The 17,144-nt window shown below is 69.1% G+C and carries 14 protein-coding genes; 7 read left to right on the top strand and 7 right to left on the bottom strand.

Features of this window, described 5'->3' with window-relative positions:
- Positions 1 to 83: 83 nt before the first annotated feature.
- The gene (locus LQV45_RS01895; RefSeq protein WP_230005479.1) at positions 84 to 1,088 is read right to left on the bottom strand and encodes a helix-turn-helix domain-containing protein; all 1,005 of its coding nucleotides are present in this window, start codon (positions 1,086 to 1,088) and stop codon (positions 84 to 86) included.
- Positions 1,089 to 1,251: 163 nt separating this feature from the next.
- Positions 1,252 to 1,698 (bottom strand): hypothetical protein, encoded by a 447-nt coding sequence (locus tag LQV45_RS01890; protein WP_230005478.1) that lies wholly within the window; start codon positions 1,696 to 1,698, stop codon positions 1,252 to 1,254.
- A 46-nt stretch (positions 1,699 to 1,744) separates the two neighbouring features.
- On the opposite strand from LQV45_RS01890, the gene LQV45_RS01885 reads away from it, so the two are divergent.
- From LQV45_RS01885 to LQV45_RS01875, 3 genes are all read left to right on the top strand, one after another.
- Positions 1,745 to 2,059: a hypothetical protein gene (locus tag LQV45_RS01885; protein ID WP_230005477.1), complete on the top strand. Its 315-nt coding sequence runs from the start codon at positions 1,745 to 1,747 to the stop codon at positions 2,057 to 2,059.
- Between the two features lie 168 nt (positions 2,060 to 2,227).
- Positions 2,228 to 2,587, top strand: coding sequence for a PadR family transcriptional regulator (locus LQV45_RS01880; protein WP_230005476.1), 360 nt, complete (start codon positions 2,228 to 2,230; stop codon positions 2,585 to 2,587).
- The gene (locus LQV45_RS01875) at positions 2,584 to 3,675 is read left to right on the top strand and encodes a hypothetical protein (RefSeq protein ID WP_230005475.1); all 1,092 of its coding nucleotides are present in this window, start codon (positions 2,584 to 2,586) and stop codon (positions 3,673 to 3,675) included. Before LQV45_RS01880 ends, LQV45_RS01875 begins: the two co-directional genes overlap by 4 nt.
- A 251-nt stretch (positions 3,676 to 3,926) precedes the next feature.
- Here LQV45_RS01875 and LQV45_RS01870 read toward each other — a convergent pair whose 3' ends face one another.
- Both LQV45_RS01870 and LQV45_RS01865 read right to left on the bottom strand, forming a co-directional pair.
- Positions 3,927 to 5,354 (bottom strand): CCA tRNA nucleotidyltransferase, encoded by a 1,428-nt coding sequence (locus tag LQV45_RS01870; RefSeq protein WP_230005474.1) that lies wholly within the window; start codon positions 5,352 to 5,354, stop codon positions 3,927 to 3,929.
- A 119-nt stretch (positions 5,355 to 5,473) separates the two neighbouring features.
- On the bottom strand, positions 5,474 to 6,988 hold the full coding sequence (locus LQV45_RS01865) for a methyltransferase (RefSeq protein WP_230005473.1): 1,515 nt from the start codon (positions 6,986 to 6,988) through the stop codon (positions 5,474 to 5,476).
- Between the two features lie 99 nt (positions 6,989 to 7,087).
- Between LQV45_RS01865 and LQV45_RS01860 the strand changes: the two genes are divergently transcribed.
- From LQV45_RS01860 to trxA, 4 genes are all read left to right on the top strand, one after another.
- Positions 7,088 to 9,241: a DUF6049 family protein gene (locus tag LQV45_RS01860; protein WP_230005472.1), complete on the top strand. Its 2,154-nt coding sequence runs from the start codon at positions 7,088 to 7,090 to the stop codon at positions 9,239 to 9,241.
- Positions 9,238 to 10,836 (top strand): murein biosynthesis integral membrane protein MurJ, encoded by a 1,599-nt coding sequence (gene murJ / locus LQV45_RS01855; RefSeq protein WP_230005471.1) that lies wholly within the window; start codon positions 9,238 to 9,240, stop codon positions 10,834 to 10,836. Before LQV45_RS01860 ends, murJ begins: the two co-directional genes overlap by 4 nt.
- A gap of 73 nt (positions 10,837 to 10,909) precedes the next feature.
- Positions 10,910 to 11,896 carry a thioredoxin-disulfide reductase gene (gene trxB / locus LQV45_RS01850; protein WP_230005470.1) on the top strand — a complete coding sequence of 329 codons (987 nt, stop codon included), beginning with the start codon at positions 10,910 to 10,912 and terminating at the stop codon, positions 11,894 to 11,896.
- Between the two features lie 62 nt (positions 11,897 to 11,958).
- The gene (trxA, locus tag LQV45_RS01845; RefSeq protein WP_138174044.1) at positions 11,959 to 12,282 is read left to right on the top strand and encodes a thioredoxin; all 324 of its coding nucleotides are present in this window, start codon (positions 11,959 to 11,961) and stop codon (positions 12,280 to 12,282) included.
- 256 nt (positions 12,283 to 12,538) lie between these two features.
- Here the strand turns inward: trxA and LQV45_RS01840 are convergent, their stop codons facing one another.
- From LQV45_RS01840 to LQV45_RS01830, 3 genes are all read right to left on the bottom strand, one after another.
- Positions 12,539 to 12,886, bottom strand: a complete 348-nt coding sequence (locus tag LQV45_RS01840) for a tryptophan synthase subunit alpha (RefSeq protein WP_138174042.1) — start codon at positions 12,884 to 12,886, stop codon at positions 12,539 to 12,541.
- 83 nt (positions 12,887 to 12,969) lie between these two features.
- A complete protein-coding gene (locus LQV45_RS01835) occupies positions 12,970 to 13,938 on the bottom strand; it encodes a ParB/RepB/Spo0J family partition protein (protein ID WP_230005469.1) in 969 nt (322 codons plus the stop codon).
- Complete coding sequence (locus tag LQV45_RS01830; RefSeq protein WP_138174038.1) at positions 13,938 to 14,855, bottom strand: ParA family protein; 918 nt, start codon at positions 14,853 to 14,855, stop codon at positions 13,938 to 13,940. The genes LQV45_RS01835 and LQV45_RS01830 overlap by 1 nt, the downstream gene beginning before the upstream one ends.
- Between the last annotated feature and the right edge of the window lie 2,289 nt (positions 14,856 to 17,144).

Raw genomic sequence — 17,144 nt, 5'->3', positions numbered from 1 at the left:
ATCCGGGAGTGGATGCCACCCCCTCGGCATTCCGGCGGGGTGCTCGCCCTACTCAGAAGCGTGAAGACGCACGCCGTTCTCGGTCAACTGGCACGCTGCTGGGACGGCACCGCCTCGACGAGCCCACCTGCATCGCGTATTTCCCGCGGCGTCCTCCCGAGATGGCGCAGGCACGCCCGCCGCAACGAATCCACCGATCCGAAGCCACTCCTGTCAGCGACGTCTTCCATGCTGTGGGGCGGCTCCTCGCGCAACAGGCGGAGCGCAATCTCCACCCGAGCCTCTCTCAGGGTCTGAGCGACGGTTCGACCGTGTGCGGAGAAGATCCTCTCGAGGCTTCGTCGGGACATCCCGAGTGCATCGCTCACCTGATCAGGTCCGAAGCTCGGCGCGTGCGCGTTCCGCTTGATGACCAAGAGGATCCGGTCGAACTCGTCGTCGGCCGCCTCGGCGGTACCCGATGATTCCTGCACGAGCGCCCTCGCCATGCTGCGCGTGAGCTCTCGCAGAACGGAGACGTTCCCCTCATCCTCCGCAGCCCGATTGTCGACCAATCCGCAGATGTATGTGCACGCCGAGCGAAGTACGGGAGAGCTCATCGATAGTGGGTCGCGCGAGAACGTACCGTCACCCAGTCCACCGACCTCGTCTCGATCAAACGTGAACACCACGACCTCGGACGGAACCATGAAATCGATCAGGACGCGGTCTCGTCCAGGAGGAAGCAGAAGGACGCCGTCGTTCTCGACGACCGTCCTCGGCAGGCCCGTGGTCACAGCGACGGCGCCGGAGATGACGAAGAGGATGAGGAATCGCCTGCTGGAGCGCGGCCGCATTCGGGCCCATTCCATGGTGAGAGATCTCGTGCTGAGCCGAGCGACCAAGAAGGAGTCGAATCGTAGCGCCGCGAGGTCCATCTCGACAGGTCGGATCGGTGGGAGAAGGTTCGATCCGGCGTCACCAAGGATCTTCCGCAGCACCTCCGGGTCGGTCGTCGTGGCCGTGATCCGCTGGAACCCGATGGAGCCGAGCCATCCGACACCATCCTGAAATCGGAGGAAGCCGAGAGCGGAGTGGTCATTGCTCATATGCGCACCTCAACTCACTTTCACAGTTTGGCAAGCTCGACCGTCTCTGGATAGTCCCCGCGAGAGAACTTCTGAGCCCACGTGGCGGGGGCGCGACGATCACACATCGTCACGACTCCCCGCCACCACTGCCTCGAAGGCGAGCAGCGCAAGGAATCCGGTGTCAGACCGCGCAGGTCGTGGTGGTCTGGATCCAGAGGGCGTTACCCGACGCACCCGCGCCGTAATTCACATACCCGCTCTGGTTGGCATCCGTCGACGCCCCATCGCCAACCTTCTCCCAGGCGAACTCCGCCGACGTCGTACGCCACACCTCACCGTTCGCCTTCACCGCGACCGCACCGTTATCCGACGCAGACAGACGCACGAAACCAGCGTTACTCGCCGCCGGGATGTTCGCCGGATTCGAGCCGTACCGCAACGCACCCGTCGTCCGGACAGGGAAAGCGGTCTGGACATTCGCACCAGAAACGGTCGCGGAGATCACACCCGTTTTCGGACCGGCGATGATGTCTCCCGCTGGGACCGTAACGACGCCGTCCGACCCGCTGATGTAGGTACCGGACACGCCGGAACGGAAGCGTGCGCCGTCCGGCAACGTGACCGTCACGGCACGCCCCGCTGCGGGGGCACCGTTCTCGGTGACCGTGAAGCGAATGGGGGTGACCGTCGCGCTGCACGCCGTGGTCTGGGTGGGCGGATCAGTGACGACGATGGCGAGAGTGGTCGACGCAGAGGCGGATGGAGCGGCAACCGCGACGGTGATGGCGGGGACGGACCATGCTCCCGCAACGACGATCGACCGGCGCGAGATACCCCGCTGGCTCGAGGAGGCGTCGCCGGCGGGCTCGGGGGATGTGGGCGTGGGTGTCATGAGTGCTCCGATCGGTCGACGCAAGGACGGCAGGGCGCTGTCACCGCGCCAAGTTATGCACCCGCGTCCGTCGAGCACCTCGACCCGTCGTTACTGACGGATATTGCGGTCCAAGGTGACGTCGATTGCGTTCTTCGGCCCGATCACCCCTCAGCGACGGCATTTTGGACACCGCGCACGGCAACGACGCACCGATGGCATCCGCACCGCGCACTACTGCGCATCGCGTGGTACTGTCCCTCACAGACAAGCGAAAGGGGCGCGCGTGGATACGACGCAGCTGCTGAAGGGGGTGCTGGATGCCGCCGTGCTCGCGGTCGTGCAGCACGACGACGGGTACGGCTACGACATCGTGCGACGCCTGCGCGATGCGGGCCTCGGCGGGGTGGGGGATGCCTCGGTGTACGGGACGCTGCGTCGGCTCTACTCGGCCGGCGCGCTGTCGAGCTACGTCGTTCCGTCGGACGGCGGACCGCACCGCAAGTACTACGCGATCAACACCCAGGGCCGGGAGCTGCTCGACGCGCAGCGCACCACCTGGGCGCACTTCTCGTCGGCGATGACCGACCTGCTCGACGACACCACCCGCCCGAAGACCCTGCGCACGATCGGAGACGCCCGATGATCACCACGCCCGCTCGCGAAGACATCCGTGCGTTCGCCGCCTCCGTGCGCGCGCAGCTCGACGACCTTCCCGCCGACGAGATCGACGACCTGCTCGACGGCCTCGAAGCCGATCTCTCCGACCAGGCCACCGAGGCCGGCGACGACTTCGAACTCCCGGATGCCACGACCTACGCCGCCGAACTGCGCGCCGCCGCGGGACTCCCCGAACGCAGCGATGCGGTTGCGGCGACGCGGAAGTCGCTGGCTCAGCAGGTCCGCGAGGGATGGCGCGACCTCGGTGCGAGCCTGACGGCGAACCCCGCGGGCGCGTGGACGCTCGACCTGCTGCGCGCGCTCCGGCCGGTGTGGTGGCTCGTGCGCGGATTCGTCTGGTACCTCATGGCCTACTTCGTCATGCTCGTGCTGGTCCCCAGCGCACCCTCGGGCGGTCTTCTGGGCGCCGTCTTCTTCGTTACCGGCAACCCCCTCACCTGGGTCATCCTGCTCGGTGCGGTGCTGCTGAGCGTCCAATGGGGCCGCGGCCGCTGGCTCCCGCGACCGTGGGTACGCGTGCTCCGCACTGTCATGAGCGTCGGCGCGGTGCTCGCGCTCCCCGTTCTCGCCCTTGCGATCTCGACTGCCCTCACGCAGGCACTGACCCGCGACTCCTACATCCCCGACGCCTCGTACGTCCCCGGGCTCTCGGTCGACGGCCAGCGCGTGCGCAACATCTTTGCGTTCGACGCCGAAGGGAATCCCCTCCCGGCGGTGCAGCTCTTCGACCAGGACGGCACCCCGCTCACCACCGTCGGCCGCGGGATGGGACAACAGCCGTACGACTCGTACTTCTACGGCGGGGGAGGGCCCGTCCCGGTGCCGTACACCGCGCCCGGAGCAAGCGACGCGTGGAACATCTACCCGCTGCGTGAGATCCCGGCCGACGCCGTCAGCTGGGACGACGGCGACGACGTCGCGAAGGCGAAGCCGACGACGTTCCCGTTCCTGCGGGTTCAGCCCATTCCCACCGATGCGGTCCCCTCGCCGGAACCGTCCCCGACGGCACCCGTCGCGACGCCCAGTCCCGGCGCGGAGGCGGCGGCGCCGTGAGCGACCAGCCCAGGATCGTGAGCATCGATCTCACGCACCTCGTGGTCGCGGCCCTGGCCGAGGCTCACGACGAGGACGACGAGACATCCTGATTTCGGGGCGTGATCCGGCGGATTGGGGGCGCCGGATCACGCCCCGTTGTGCTTCCGGTCGGGCATGGGTCGCGATCCGTGCAGCGGGGCGGACAGTGACCGCCCCGCTGCACGATCCACGCCCCACACCCGTCACGGCCCGAAACGTGCGGACCAAACTCAGCCCCGCGCGGCCCACCACTCGCGCAGCCGCTTCTCGGCCTCGTCCTCGCCGAGCACGCCCTCGTCGAGGCGCAGCTCGAGGAGGAAGCGGTACGCCTCGCCGACCTCGCGGCCGGGCTTGAGACCCAGGATCTGCTGGATGCGGTTGCCGTCGATCTCGGGGCGGATCGCGTCGATCTCCTCCTGCTCGCGCAGCGCGGAGATCCGGGTCTCGATGTCGTCGTAGGCGGATGCCAAGCGCTGGGCCTTGCGCTTGTTGCGCGTGGTCACGTCGGCCCGCGTGAGGATGTGCAGACGTTCCAGCTCGTCGCCGGCGTCGCGGACGTAGCGGCGGACGGCGGCATCCGTCCAGGCTCCCTCGGCGTAGCCGAAGAAGCGCAAGTGGAGCTCGACCAGGCGCGACACCACGGTCGTCGTGTGGGCGTCGAACCGCAGGGCCTGCAGGCGCTTGCGCGTCATGCGCGCGCCCTTGATGTCGTGGTGGTGGAACGTGACGCCGCCGCCCGGTTCGAGGCGCCGGGTCGCGGGCTTGCCGATGTCGTGCAGCAGCGCGGCGAGGCGCAGGGGCACGTCGGGGCCGGCATCCGAATGCCGCTCCTTCTCGAGCGCGATCGCCTGGCGCAGCACGGTCAGGGAGTGCTCGTACACGTCCTTGTGGTGGTGGTGCTCGTCGACCTCGAGGCGCAACGCCGGGATCTCGGGCAGGAACTCGTCGATCAGCCCCGTCTCGACGAGAACCCGGATGCCACGCACCGGGTCGTCCGTCTGGAGCAGCCGCACGAGCTCGGACTGCACGCGTTCGGGGCTCACGATCTCGAGCGTTCCGCGCAGCTCGGCGATGGCATCCAGGGTGTCGGGGTCGACCGTGAAGTCGAGCTGCGAGGCGAACCGGGCCGCCCGGAGCATGCGCAGCGGGTCGTCGCCGAAGCTGACGGCCGGGTCGATCGGGGTGCGCAGGCGCTGCGCGAGCAGGTCTTCCACCCCGCCGGTCGGATCGACGAGCGTGCGCGCGGGCACGCGCAGCGCCATCGCGTTGACGGTGAAGTCGCGGCGGCTGAGGTCGGCCTCGAGCGTGTCACCGAACTCGACCGTCGGCTTGCGCGTGACGCCGTCGTAGCTGTCGGCGCGGTACGTCGTGATCTCGACCTGTTCGCCGCGCACCTTGGCGCCGATCGTGCCGAAGGCTTGCCCGACGTCCCACTGCACCGACGACACGGGCTTCACGAGCGCCAGGATCTCGTCGGGGCGCGCGTCGGTCGTGAAATCGAAGTCGTGGGTCGTGCGGCCGAGCAGCGCATCGCGCACCGGACCGCCGACGATCGCGAGGTCGCGACCGGCGTCGGCGAACACGCGAGCGAGCGTCGAGACGACGGGGTGCTCGGCGAGCTCACCGAGGCGCGCGACACCCTCGGCCATGTTCAGCATGCCTTCGAGCCTAACGGGGGCCGCGAGACTGCATCCGGCTGACAACTCCCCTGCGATCTGCCGCGCAGATGTCAGTGAGATGCGGTCTCGGCGATCGATGCGCGACGCGCACCCCGACCTCACGCGTCCGTGAACGTCAGGAATCCGGTGACGATGAGCTCGCGCACTCGGGGCAAGATGTCGGCGCGGAGCTCGTCGGCATCCACCTCCAGCAGCTGCGCGATCGCGTCGACGAGCGGACCGACGGCGAGGTCGCCGTCGCAGGCGCCCACGAGGGCGGCGAGCGCCGAGTCGACCTCGAGCGTGCGACCGAAGCCGCCGCCCTGGCGCAGCTCGATCACCGAGGGCGACTCCTCGCCCGGGCGGTGGTGGCGGGCCTCGGTGACATCGGGCGCGACGCGGAGGATCGCGGATGCCAGCCCCTCGTCGTCGAGCAGGCCGGCGCGGTCCTGGTTCTCGAGGCACGCCGCGAGGTGCGGCCCGAAAGCGGACTCGCCTCCGCCGGCGACGCGCTCGTACCGCGCGAGGGTCGGGGCGCCGGCGAGCGGACGCCGCAGCAGCACGTATCCGAACCCGATGCCGGTCACCCCTCGCTCCGCGAAGTCGTCGAGCCACGCGTCGATGAGCCGGGCGTACGCGGGGGTTCCGGGGACCGTGCCACCGTCGCGCACCCACAGCTCGGCGTACGCGAGCGGGTCGAGCACCTCGCGCTCGATGACCCAGGCGTCCAGCGAGGGGTCGACCCACTCCCGGATCCGATCCAGCCCCGAGTGCCCGTCGCGGTACTCCCAGTTGCCGAGCGATTGCGCGACCCCGCCGGGCGACAGGTGCGCGGCGACCCCCGCGACGACCGAGGCCACGAGCGCGTCCCCCTCGAGCCCGCCGTCGCGGTACTCGTACGCCGGGACCCCCGCGACGCGCGGAGTGATCACGAACGGGGGATTGGATGCCACCCGGTCGAACGTCTCACCGGCGACGGGGTCGAAGAGCGAGCCGAGGCGCGTCTCGATGCCGTCCACGTCGTTGAGCAGGGCGTTCAGGCGCGTGAAACGCAGAGCCCGTTCGGAGATGTCGGTCGCGACGACGTGCGGAACGAGGCGCCGCAGCCGCAGGGCCTGGATGCCACACCCCGTGCCGAGGTCGAGAGCCGTTCCGCCACGCCACGTGAGCTGCAGGCGGGCGAGGGTCTGCGAGGCCCCGCCGACGCCGAGCACGTGGTCCTCGGGGAGCGGACCGCCCAGGGCTGCCTCGTCGAGGTCGCTCGCGATCCACCACTCCACGCTGCCGTCCGCGTCGCCGTACGGCTGCGGGCGCACGAGGACCGCGGGGACCACGCGGTCGCCGTCGATCCCGACGAGCCCGAGGGTCACGGCCCCCGCCACACCGAGGTTCGGCAGTGCCGCGGCCGCGGCCTCGACGTCGACCGCGAACCCGAGGCACCACAGCCGGCCGAGCGTCGCGAGCGCGTCGCGCCGATCGCCCAGGGCGCGCAAGGCCGGCTGACGCAGACCGCGGGGCACCGCGTCATCCGCCTGCTCACCCCACGCGTCGCGCAGCGCCGCCCCCGAGAAGCCCGCGGAGCGCAGGTCGTCGGCGAGAGCACGGCACAGGATCGGGTCGGGTTCAGGGAGCACCGGTCCATTCAACCGTCTGCGCGAGGCTATCGGGGGGCTCCGAGGTGCGCGGGCCTAGACTCGTCGCGGTGCGAGGCCGCCTCGCCCACCGACGCTCGTATGACCGTGACCTCCCTGCCCTCGGGCTCACCCGTGCTGCGGCGCCCCTTCACGCGCCGATTGCTGGCGACCCTCGCTGCGGCCGCACTCGCGGTCGGGTTGGCGGTCCCGGCGGCGGCGACGGCGGCCGCGACACCGTCGCCCAGCCCGTCCGCGAGCGCGGCGCCCCCGACCCTGGCGGCGGCCCCGAGCGGCAACGGCATCCTGCGCCCGGGCGACACTCTCGCCGTGCTGGCGACCCTCGCCGCCCCCGCGGGCACGAGCGCCGCGGCGAGTTCGGCGGCGCTATCGATCGGTACCTCCGCGCTCGGCGACGACGCCGCCCTCACGCGGTGGCTGAGCGGAGACGCGTCCGGCGTCGCACTGCAGCAGATCGCCACGGGCACCCTGGATGCCACCGCCTCCGGCACACAGACCTCGGTGTCGTTCGCCGTTCCCGGCACCGACCCGGCGCTCGCCGGCCGCGCGCCGGGGGTATACCCCGTGCTCGTGCGCACCGACGGAGGAACGTCGCTCCAGGCCCCCACGGTCGTCGTCATCCCCGCCGACGGCGCGGCCACTCCTCTCGCCGTCCTCGTGCCGATCACGGCCGCTCCGCGCATCCGTGGCCTTCTCACCGCGAGCGAACTGGCCGAGTTGACCGCGGTCGACGGCGCGTTGTCGGCCCAGCTCGATGCGGTAGCCGGCACGCTCACCACCCTCGCGATCGATCCGGCCCTCCCGGCCTCGATCCGTGTGCTCGGGTCGTCCGCGCCGCCGACGGCGACCGCGTGGCTGCAGCGCCTGCTCTCGCTGCCGAACGACCGCTTCGCCCTGCAGTTCGGTGACGCCGATCTGTCCTCGCAGATTCGGGCGGGCGTGACGACGCCGTTGCAACCCACGTCGCTGCAGGCCTACATGGCTGCGGCCGACTTCACCCAGCCCGGATCCGCCGTCGCACCGAGCCCCGGCGCGACCCCGGCGCCCGGACAGCCCTCGTTCCCTGACCTCGCGGCCCTGCTCGACATCGGAAGCGCGACCGCGAACGTCTTCTGGCCCGCCACCGGCTCGGTCGACCCCGGGGTCGTCACCGCCCTCGGCGCGCTGGGCACCGAGGCGGCTCCCGCCCGGGTCCTCGTCGGCTCGAGCAACCTCGGCGCTGCGCCCGGCACCGCGAGCGCGACCGTGAGCGGGGTGTCCACCCCCGTCTACGACACCGAGGTCTCGCGCGCCCTCACCGCCGCCGCCGCCGAGAACGACAGCGCCCGGCGGGGATCCGCTCTGGCGGCCGCGGCCGGCCACCTCGCGTTCGCCCGCACCGGCACCGCCGACCGCCCCGTGCTCGCCGTGCTGGACCGCGGCACCGACCGTTCGCGCGGCAGTCTCCGCGCGACCCTGGGCGCCCTGGCATCCGCCCCCGGCTACACCCCGTCGACGTTCGCCGCGGTCGGCACGGCACCGGCGACGGAGGTCGCGCTCGGGAATTCCGAACCGGATGCCGCCCGCGTCGCCGACGTCGCCGACCTCCTCTCGGACGAGCAGGTGATCGACCGTTTCGCGACGATCCTCGACCAGCCCGAGCTCCTCACCGGGCGCGAGCGCGCGGAGGTCCTGCAGACGTTGAGCGTCGCCTGGACCGGGGATGCCGCCCGCCAGGCCGTCGCCGACCACCGCGCCGCGACGCAGACGACGCTCGACTCCGTCGGCATCCTCTCGTCGGACTTCCGTCTCGTCAGCTCCAGCGCGCCCCTGCGCCCCTGGGTGCGCAACGACCTGCCCTGGCCCATCTCGGTGGTGTTGCGCTCACAACCCGACGACGCCCGCCTGCGCGTGCAGGCGACCACACCCATCGAGGCCCAGGCGTCCGCAAACACCCGCATCGAGGTGCCCGTCGAAGCCCGCATCGCCAACGGCGAAGTCGACGTCGCGATGCAGCTGTACAGCCCGACGGGCGAGCTCATCGGCAGCCGACAGAACGTGCAGGTCGAAGTCCGTGCCGAGTGGGAGAGCATCGGGCTCATCGTCATCATCGGACTCGTCGTCGTGTTCCTCGGCGTCGGCATCCTCCGCACCATCGCGCGTCGACGGCGCACCCCGGCCGAGGATGCCGCGGCATCCGAGGACGCATCGGATGCCCCCACCCCCTCGGACACCCCACAGGAGATGAGCCCGTGAGCAGTATCGGACGGGCCAGTGTGCTCATAGGAGCGGGGACGATCGTCTCGCGCGTGAGCGGGCTGGTCCGCACGATCGTTCTGGTCGCCGCGATCGGGTCCATCAGCGGCGCCGGCGACGCGTTCGCCGTCGCCAATCAGCTGCCGAACAACATCTACGCGATCATCTCGACGGGCCTGCTGACCGCCGTCGTCGTCCCGCAGATCGTCAAGGCGGCCGCGCACGCCGACGGGGGCCAGGCCTTCATCTCGAAGCTGTTCACTCTCGGCACGGTGGGGCTGCTCGGCGCGACGGCGCTCGCCATGATCGCCGCGCCGCTGCTCGTGCAGGTGTACGCGAGCAAGTTCACCCCCGACCAGCTCGCCCTGTCGACGGCGTTCGCGTACTGGTGCCTCCCGCAGATCTTCTTCTACGGCCTGTATGCCCTCCTCGGGGAGATCCTCAACGCCCGGCGCGTGTTCGGCCCGTACACGTGGGCGCCGATCGTCAACAACATCGTGTCCATCGCGGGCTTCGGGGCGTTCATCCTCGTGTTCGGCGGGCCTCAGACCGTCGTGCAGGACTGGACCCCGGGGATGATCGCGGTCCTCGCCGGTACCGCCACCGTGGGAATCGTCGTGCAGACGCTCGTGCTGCTGTTCTTCTGGCGACGCGCCGGGCTCGCCCTGCGACCCGATTTCCAGTGGAAGGGTGTGGGGCTGCGCCACATCGGCCGTCTCGCGGGCTGGACGTTCCTCATGGTCGTCGCGGGTCAGCTGGCCGGCATCGTGCAGTCGAACGTGCTCTCGGGGGCGTCGGGAGAGGATCCCGCCATCTTCGCCTCGCAGAACGCGTGGCTGCTCTTCATGCTCCCGTACTCGATCATCGTGCTGTCGATCGGGACGCCGTACTTCACGCAGCTCAGCGAGCACGCCGCGGCCGGGCGTCACGACGAAGTCCGCGCCGACATCTCCCGCAGCATCCGCACCCTCGGGTTCTTCATCGTCGCCGCCACGGCGGCCCTCGCCGTCGCCGCGGTCCCGGCGAGCCGCATCTTCACCAACGGCCCGGAACAGGCCGCGGCCGCCGCTCCCGTGCTGCTGTGCTTCCTCGTGTGCCTCGTGCCCCTCGCCGTCCTCTTCGTCGTCCAGCGCACGTTCTACGCCTACAACGACACCCGCACGCCGTTCTTCTTCACGCTCCTGCAGTGCGTGCTCGTCGCCGGGGGAGCCCTGGCCGCCGGAGCGATCCTCGACCGGGGAGAACTGGCCGCGGGGGTGGCGCTGACGCAGTCGTTCGCGAGCATCGTGCAGGTCGTCGTCGCCACCGTGCTGCTGCACCGGCGTCTCTCGGGCATCGGCACGGCCTCGTGGCTCCTCGCCCTGCTGAAGTTCACCCTGGCCGCGATGCCCGCCGCCGCCGCGGGCTTCGGCGTCTCGCTGCTGCTGGGCGGACCGGCGGGCTGGACCACGAGCAGCGCCCTCGCCGGGGCCGCCGGAGCCGCGATCATCGGCACGGTCGTGCTCGCGGTGTATCTCGGCATCCTCGCTCTGCTGCGCACCCCCGAACTCGCGCCCGCGCTCGCTCTCGGGCGGCGTTTCCTGCCCAAGCGCTAGCCCCCGGACGGCGGAATACCGCCGGGCTAGCATGTGTTTCATCCGACGGAATCAACGAAGGGAACGCGCTACCGTGCGTCACGTCATCATCATCGGATCGGGCCCGGCCGGCTACACGGCCGCGATCTACGCTGCCCGAGCCAACCTCGAGCCCCTCGTCGTCGCGAGCTCCGTCGAAGCCGGCGGCGACCTCATGACCACGACCGACGTCGAGAACTTCCCCGGCTTCCCCGAGGGCATCCTCGGGCCCGACCTCATGGCCAAGATGCAGGCCCAGGCCGAGCGTTTCGGCGCCGAGGTCCTGTACGACGACGTCGTGTCGCTCGACCTCGAGGGCCCGGTGAAGACGGTCACCCTCGGCAGCGGCAAGGTGCACGAGGCGGCGTCGATCATCTACGCCACCGGTTCGGCCTACCGCAAGCTCGGCCTCGAGGGCGAAGAGCGCCTGTCCGGTCGCGGTGTGTCGTGGTGCGCGACGTGCGACGGCTTCTTCTTCCGCGAGCGGACCATCGCCGTCGTCGGTGGCGGCGACTCGGCCATGGAAGAGGCGAACTTCCTCACGAAGTTCGCGTCGAAGGTCTACATCATCCACCGCAAGGACGCGCTCCGCGCTTCGAAGATCATGCAGGAGCGCGCGTTCGCGAACCCGAAGATCGAGTTCGTCTGGAACAGCGAAGTCGCCGAGATCCTGGGCGACGAGGCCGTGAACGGTGTGCGTCTGCGCTCCACGGTCGACGGTTCCGAGCGCGACCTCGAGATCGAGGGTCTGTTCGTCGCGATCGGCAACGATCCGCGCACCCACCTGGTGCACGACAAGCTGCAGCTCACCGACCAGGGCACCATCTGGGTCGACGGTCGGTCGTCGCGCACGTCGGTCGACGGCGTGTTCGCCGCCGGCGACGTGATCGACCCGACCTACCGCCAGGCCATCACGGCCGCCGGCAGCGGCACCGTGGCCGCGCTCGACGTGGAGCACTTCCTCGCCGCGCGTGGTGAAGCGGGCGAGCCCGCCGTCGCCGAGAGCCCGATCGAGGGCCTCCCCGACGCCGCTGTCGTCTGAGGAACAAAACCGCGCCCACCGGGGTTTCCCCCGGTAACGCTTCCATCTAAGGAGATATGCACATGACCGCCAAGGCGACGACCAGCGCGACCTTCGAGCAGGACGTCCTGCAGGCCGAAGGTCCCGTTCTCGTGGACTTCTGGGCCGAGTGGTGCGGACCGTGTCGTATGGTCGCCCCCGTCCTCGACGAGATCCAGTCCGAGAACGCGGACAAGATCACCGTCCTGAAGCTCAACGTGGACGAGAACCCCGATCTCGCGATGAAGTACCAGATCACCTCCATCCCCGCGATGAAGGTCTTCCACGGTGGTGAGGTCAAGACGACCATCATCGGCGCGAAGCCCAAGTACGCCCTCGAGCAGGACCTCGCAGCCTTCCTCGGCTGAGTCCTCCGCTCGTCGACAGCCCCCGGCATCCTCGTGATGTCGGGGGCTTCGTCGTTGGTGGAGGCGTCGTTTCCGGGGGCATCGTTTCCGGGGGCTTCGCCGTGTCCGGCGCGGACGGATGCTGGGATTCGGGATGCCGGACACGGAGCGCTCGGTTCGACACGGGATGCCGTGAGCCGGGGGTGCCCGCCAGCCGCGCGAAGCCGCACGACGGCCGTGGCATCCGTCGTCGTCGGGTTCGGCCGCAGGAGGGCCGTCAGGAGGCGTCGAGGCGCACGGAGGTGTCCCACCGCCGGTGCGGCTCGTCGTCGCCCAGAATGCGCCACACAGCGCGCGTCAGCGGGGGATACTCGAGCGCGATCTGCCGCAGCACACGGTAGTTCCGCGACGAGTTCGGGCGAGCGCCGCCGTTCTCGGCGATGTTCTCGGCCCGCAGCGTGAGCACCACCAGCTCATCGACGCTGGGGAGGTCTTCCATGAACTCCCAGGGATCCTCACCGCCACGGAGGCGTTCGTGGATCAGGACGGCCAGTTCATCCGAGGCTTCAGCGCGCAGCAGCTCGAGGCTGGCGCGGCGGCGAGGGCTCTGGTCGTTCGCGGTCACCAATCCAGGGTACGTCGCCGGTCCGACATGAGGTCAGCCGTGTCGCCGGTTGGGCATATGCCCAACCGGGAATAAGGCGGTGGTCAGCCGGCGTATCCCTCTTCACCGAGAACGGCCAGGATGCGATTGAGATCCTGAATCGTGGCGAAATCTATGTTGATCTGGCCTTTTCTTGCCGTTAACGAAACGCGGACCTTCGTGTCGAAACGATCACCCAAGCGCTCGGCCACGTCGTCGAGGCCAGAACGACGGGAACCTGCCTTGGGCTTCTGCCGGACGGGTGCCACGCCCGGCATCTTCGCCGCAGCCTCAGCCGCGCGCACCGAGAGATCCTCGTTGACGATCTTGTCGGCGAGCTTCTGCATCTCACGCGGGTCCTCGAGCGAGAGGATCGCTCGCGCATGACCCGCGCTCAGGACACCCGCGGCGACCCGCTGCTGAACCGGCACAGGGAGCTTCAATAGACGGATCGTGTTGCTGATCTGAGGCCGCGACCGGCCGATGCGGGTCGCGAGTTCTTCTTGCGTGATGCCGAAGTCCTCGAGCAGCTGCTGGTAGGCGGACGCCTCTTCGAGCGGGTTGAGCTGTGAACGGTGCAGGTTCTCGAGCAGGGCGTCACGGAGGAGGTACTCGTCCTCGGTCTCGCGGACCACCGCCGGGATGGACGTCAGCCCAGCCTCGCGCGAAGCGCGCGTACGACGCTCACCCATGATGAGCTCGTAGGTTCCGTCACCCTTGTCGCGGACGACGACCGGCTGCAGCACGCCGAACTCGCGAACGGAGTGGACGAGTTCCGCCAGGTCCTCGGGGTCGAAGTGCGTGCGCGGCTGACGGGGGTTCGGGACGATCGACTTCGGGTCGACGTGCACCAGCCGAGCGCCGGGAACGGTGACCAGCTCGGGCTCAGCGACGTCGGTCGAGGGCGAGTCCTTCTTCGCCGTCTCGGATGCCGAAGCCCCGGGGAAGAAGACGTCCACCGGACGCGACTCCGACGATTCCGCCGTGGGGATGAGGGCACCGATACCGCGGCCCAGTCCGGTTCTCTTGGCCATCAGTCTTCCTTCGGGGTGGTGTCGCGTCCGACAATCTCGACCGCTGCTTCGCGGTAGGCGATCGCGCCCGCTGACTGGCCATCGTACGCGATGACCGTCTGACCGAAGCTCGGCGCTTCGGACACGCGGACAGATCGGGGGATGACCGTGTGGAGTACTTCGTCAGAGAAGTGCTCTCGCACTTCGTCCGCCACTTGCTGTGCGAGGCGGGTTCGCCCGTCATACATGGTGAGCAGAATGGTCGACACGTGCAGCGACGGGTTGAGGTGCTTCTGGATCATCTGCACACTGCCGAGCAACTGGCTCAGGCCCTCGAGTGCGTAGTACTCGCACTGGATCGGGATGAGAACCTCATCCGCCGCGGTGAACGCATTGATCGTGAGGAGTCCCAGCGACGGCGGGCAGTCGATGATGACGAAGTCGAGGTGGTTGTCCTCGATCGCGAGGTAGTCACGAAGCGCGCCGCGCAGACGATGCTCGCGAGCAACCTGGGACACGAGCTCGATCTCCGCACCCGCGAGATGGATCGTGCTCGGCGCGCACAGAAGGTTGGGCGACTCCGGGCTCGTCTGAATGATGTCAGCGAGCGGGAACTCATCGATGAGGACGTCGTAGATGCTGGCCGTGTCGGCATTGTGGGGCACACCGAGCGCGGTCGATGCGTTGCCCTGCGGGTCGAGGTCGATGACCAGGACTTTCGCGCCGAGTGACGCGAGCGCCGCGGAGATGTTCACGGCGGTCGTCGTCTTCCCGACCCCGCCCTTTTGGTTGGAGACCGTGAACACACGAGTACGACCGGACAACGTCACCTCGGTAGCCTCCAGCGCTCGGCGTCGCGCCGACAGATCGGCGATCTCACGGGCAATCGGGGAGTCTTCGAAGGAGGGGGAGCCTGACGACTCACCGGACTGTTTCACGTGAAACGCGCTCCTTCATCTCCGGGGACAACATCCCAAGTCTACCGGCGCGATGGTCGTTACGTCGGGGCGATCCGAGACGGATGCGCGAGTGTGTGCGATTCTTCGCTGGAGAGATGGTCACTGCCCGCGAGCGCTGACCGTCGGATACACCCTCAACGGCGTTCTTGGGCACTCGGCATCCGCGTTCTGATGTCTGGCTCGGTGACGCAATCCGCGGGGGAGTGACCCGCGCCCGTTCGTGTTGTTGTTGGGGAGGTGGATGCCATGACCGGCAGTGTTCCGGTGGTGAACTTGGCGATCGCAACTGAGTCGGTACATGTACCAATCCGTACAGATACTCCGCGAGCGGGTCGGGACTTCACGCGGGAGTGGTTCGATGTTTCACGTGAAACATCCCCTCGGGGGAGGATGCCCGGATCCGGCCACGGGGTCACACTCCCAGAGGCGCGTGGCTCCTCGACGGGTGTGAGCCACGTCATACGTCGTCGTCACGCGGGGAGATCCGGTCGCACCAGGGGCCCGTGCAGCCCGGTTGGATGCAGCGGGTAGGCGGCCGAGAGCCGCCAGCCCTCGGCGCTGCATCGGTGCGTCCGGTGCGAGGTCTCGTGGGGGCAACATGCGGGGGAGTTCGGGGCTGCCCGTGCGGGATCCCGGTTTGCCCCCCCCGGAGTACGTCGGCCATCCGATCGCCTCGCGATTCGTCCAGACTCACTGCCGCGAGTCGAATGCCGGACGGTCTCCACCGGAACGGATACCCGGGGCCACAGTCAACGACACCGGCCCGGGCGCGTCCAGCCAGCGCGCCTGAGCCTCTCGGTGGGACGCGGTTCTCTACAGACAGGGAGCACCCCACCACTCGCATTCGTGTTTCACGTGGAACATTCAGAGATCTGCGTTGATACACCTCGGACGTGCACCCGCGCCGCGGGCACTCAAGACAAGGGCAACCATCCCACTACCCGCGGCACCTCATGAGTCGGGAGGAGAGCTTCGGTTGGCGCCGTGAGGCAGCCGCGCACCGATGGCGCACCCCAGCACGGGCAGCCATGTTTCACGTGAAACATCCGGCGGTTCGCGTTGATACACCGCGGACGTGCACCCGCGGCTCGCACACTCAACCGGACAGGGGCGAACATCCCACTACCGCCGCGCTCCATGAGCCAGGAGGAAGGACCCGGTTGGCACCACGACGCAGCCGCGCGCCCGTGACGCTAACGGGTGCCGGAGGGGTTGGCATCTGCCCGGTGACGACGGGCCGCGACCCACCCGGCGAGGGGGAGGGCGTGTGCGTCAGTACGCGTGTTCACGTGAAACACCCGGCCCCGCGCCCACATCCAGACGAAACAACGCAGCCGCCGTTGCACCCCACGCCCCGCTCACCGCCGTGTCCGCATCGCGCCGCAACGGTCGCCGCGCGTTCATGTCACACTCACGACAATTCACGCTGCTTGCCGACGGGAGGATCCGCGAGACCTTCGACGTCTCACCAGCTCTTGCGACACGGTGTGCACAACGTGACGAAGTCGCCTGGGGTGTTTTCGACTCGGCGCGGTAGCAAGGAAGTCGATCGACACGGCTGGCGAGCATCCCGGGCATCCTCTGTGCACCCCGAGATCTCGGGTGTCGTCGCGGTGTGCCTACCGAAACGAAGGGCTACTGTCCTGCGAACGACGCCGTATCACTTCGCGCGGAGGCATACCTCCGTCGCTGCGCCCCACTCGGCGCTCTCTCTGCGACCTGCATTTCCACGCGCAGCGCGCGGTCGCCGCGGCGTGGAACACATCACGCGGGGGAGGACTCATAGCCCGTAGACGGATCATGAAGAACGAAAGGTCAAAACCCGGCCCTCACCTTTCGCATCCCCATCGCCCCATGCTCCGGTGGTCACTCGACCGGTCGACGATCGGCTGCGCGAGGAATGGCCGGTCGGTACCCGACGGCGACCACGCATTCACGCAATTCGCCTCAACACAGGTCGAGTCGGCGGCCGAAAGACACGCGCCCTGTGGATTCGCCGGCCGCCGGTTGTTTGCCATCTGTAGGCTCCGGACCCCCCTGACCGCCAGTCCCGACAGGTCGGAGAACTGTAGTCGTCTCGCTCGGCCCCGAGCATCCCTGTGACTCGGCGATCCCGCGAGTCTGTGGGTCACGCACCCCTCACAGACGACCTCGCTCGCAGCGCGGCACTCGACGCCCAGCTCTCTCACGTCCACCGCCGGTCTGACCTGGATGCTGGCCTGGCGGCCACCCACCACGGAACAGACACCGCGCGGAGCTTGCGCAGAT

This window comes from Microbacterium sp. Bi128 (assembly GCF_918698205.1).
The sequence above is the reverse complement of the archived record's forward strand: the minus strand, read 5'-3'. Positions and strand labels throughout refer to the sequence as shown.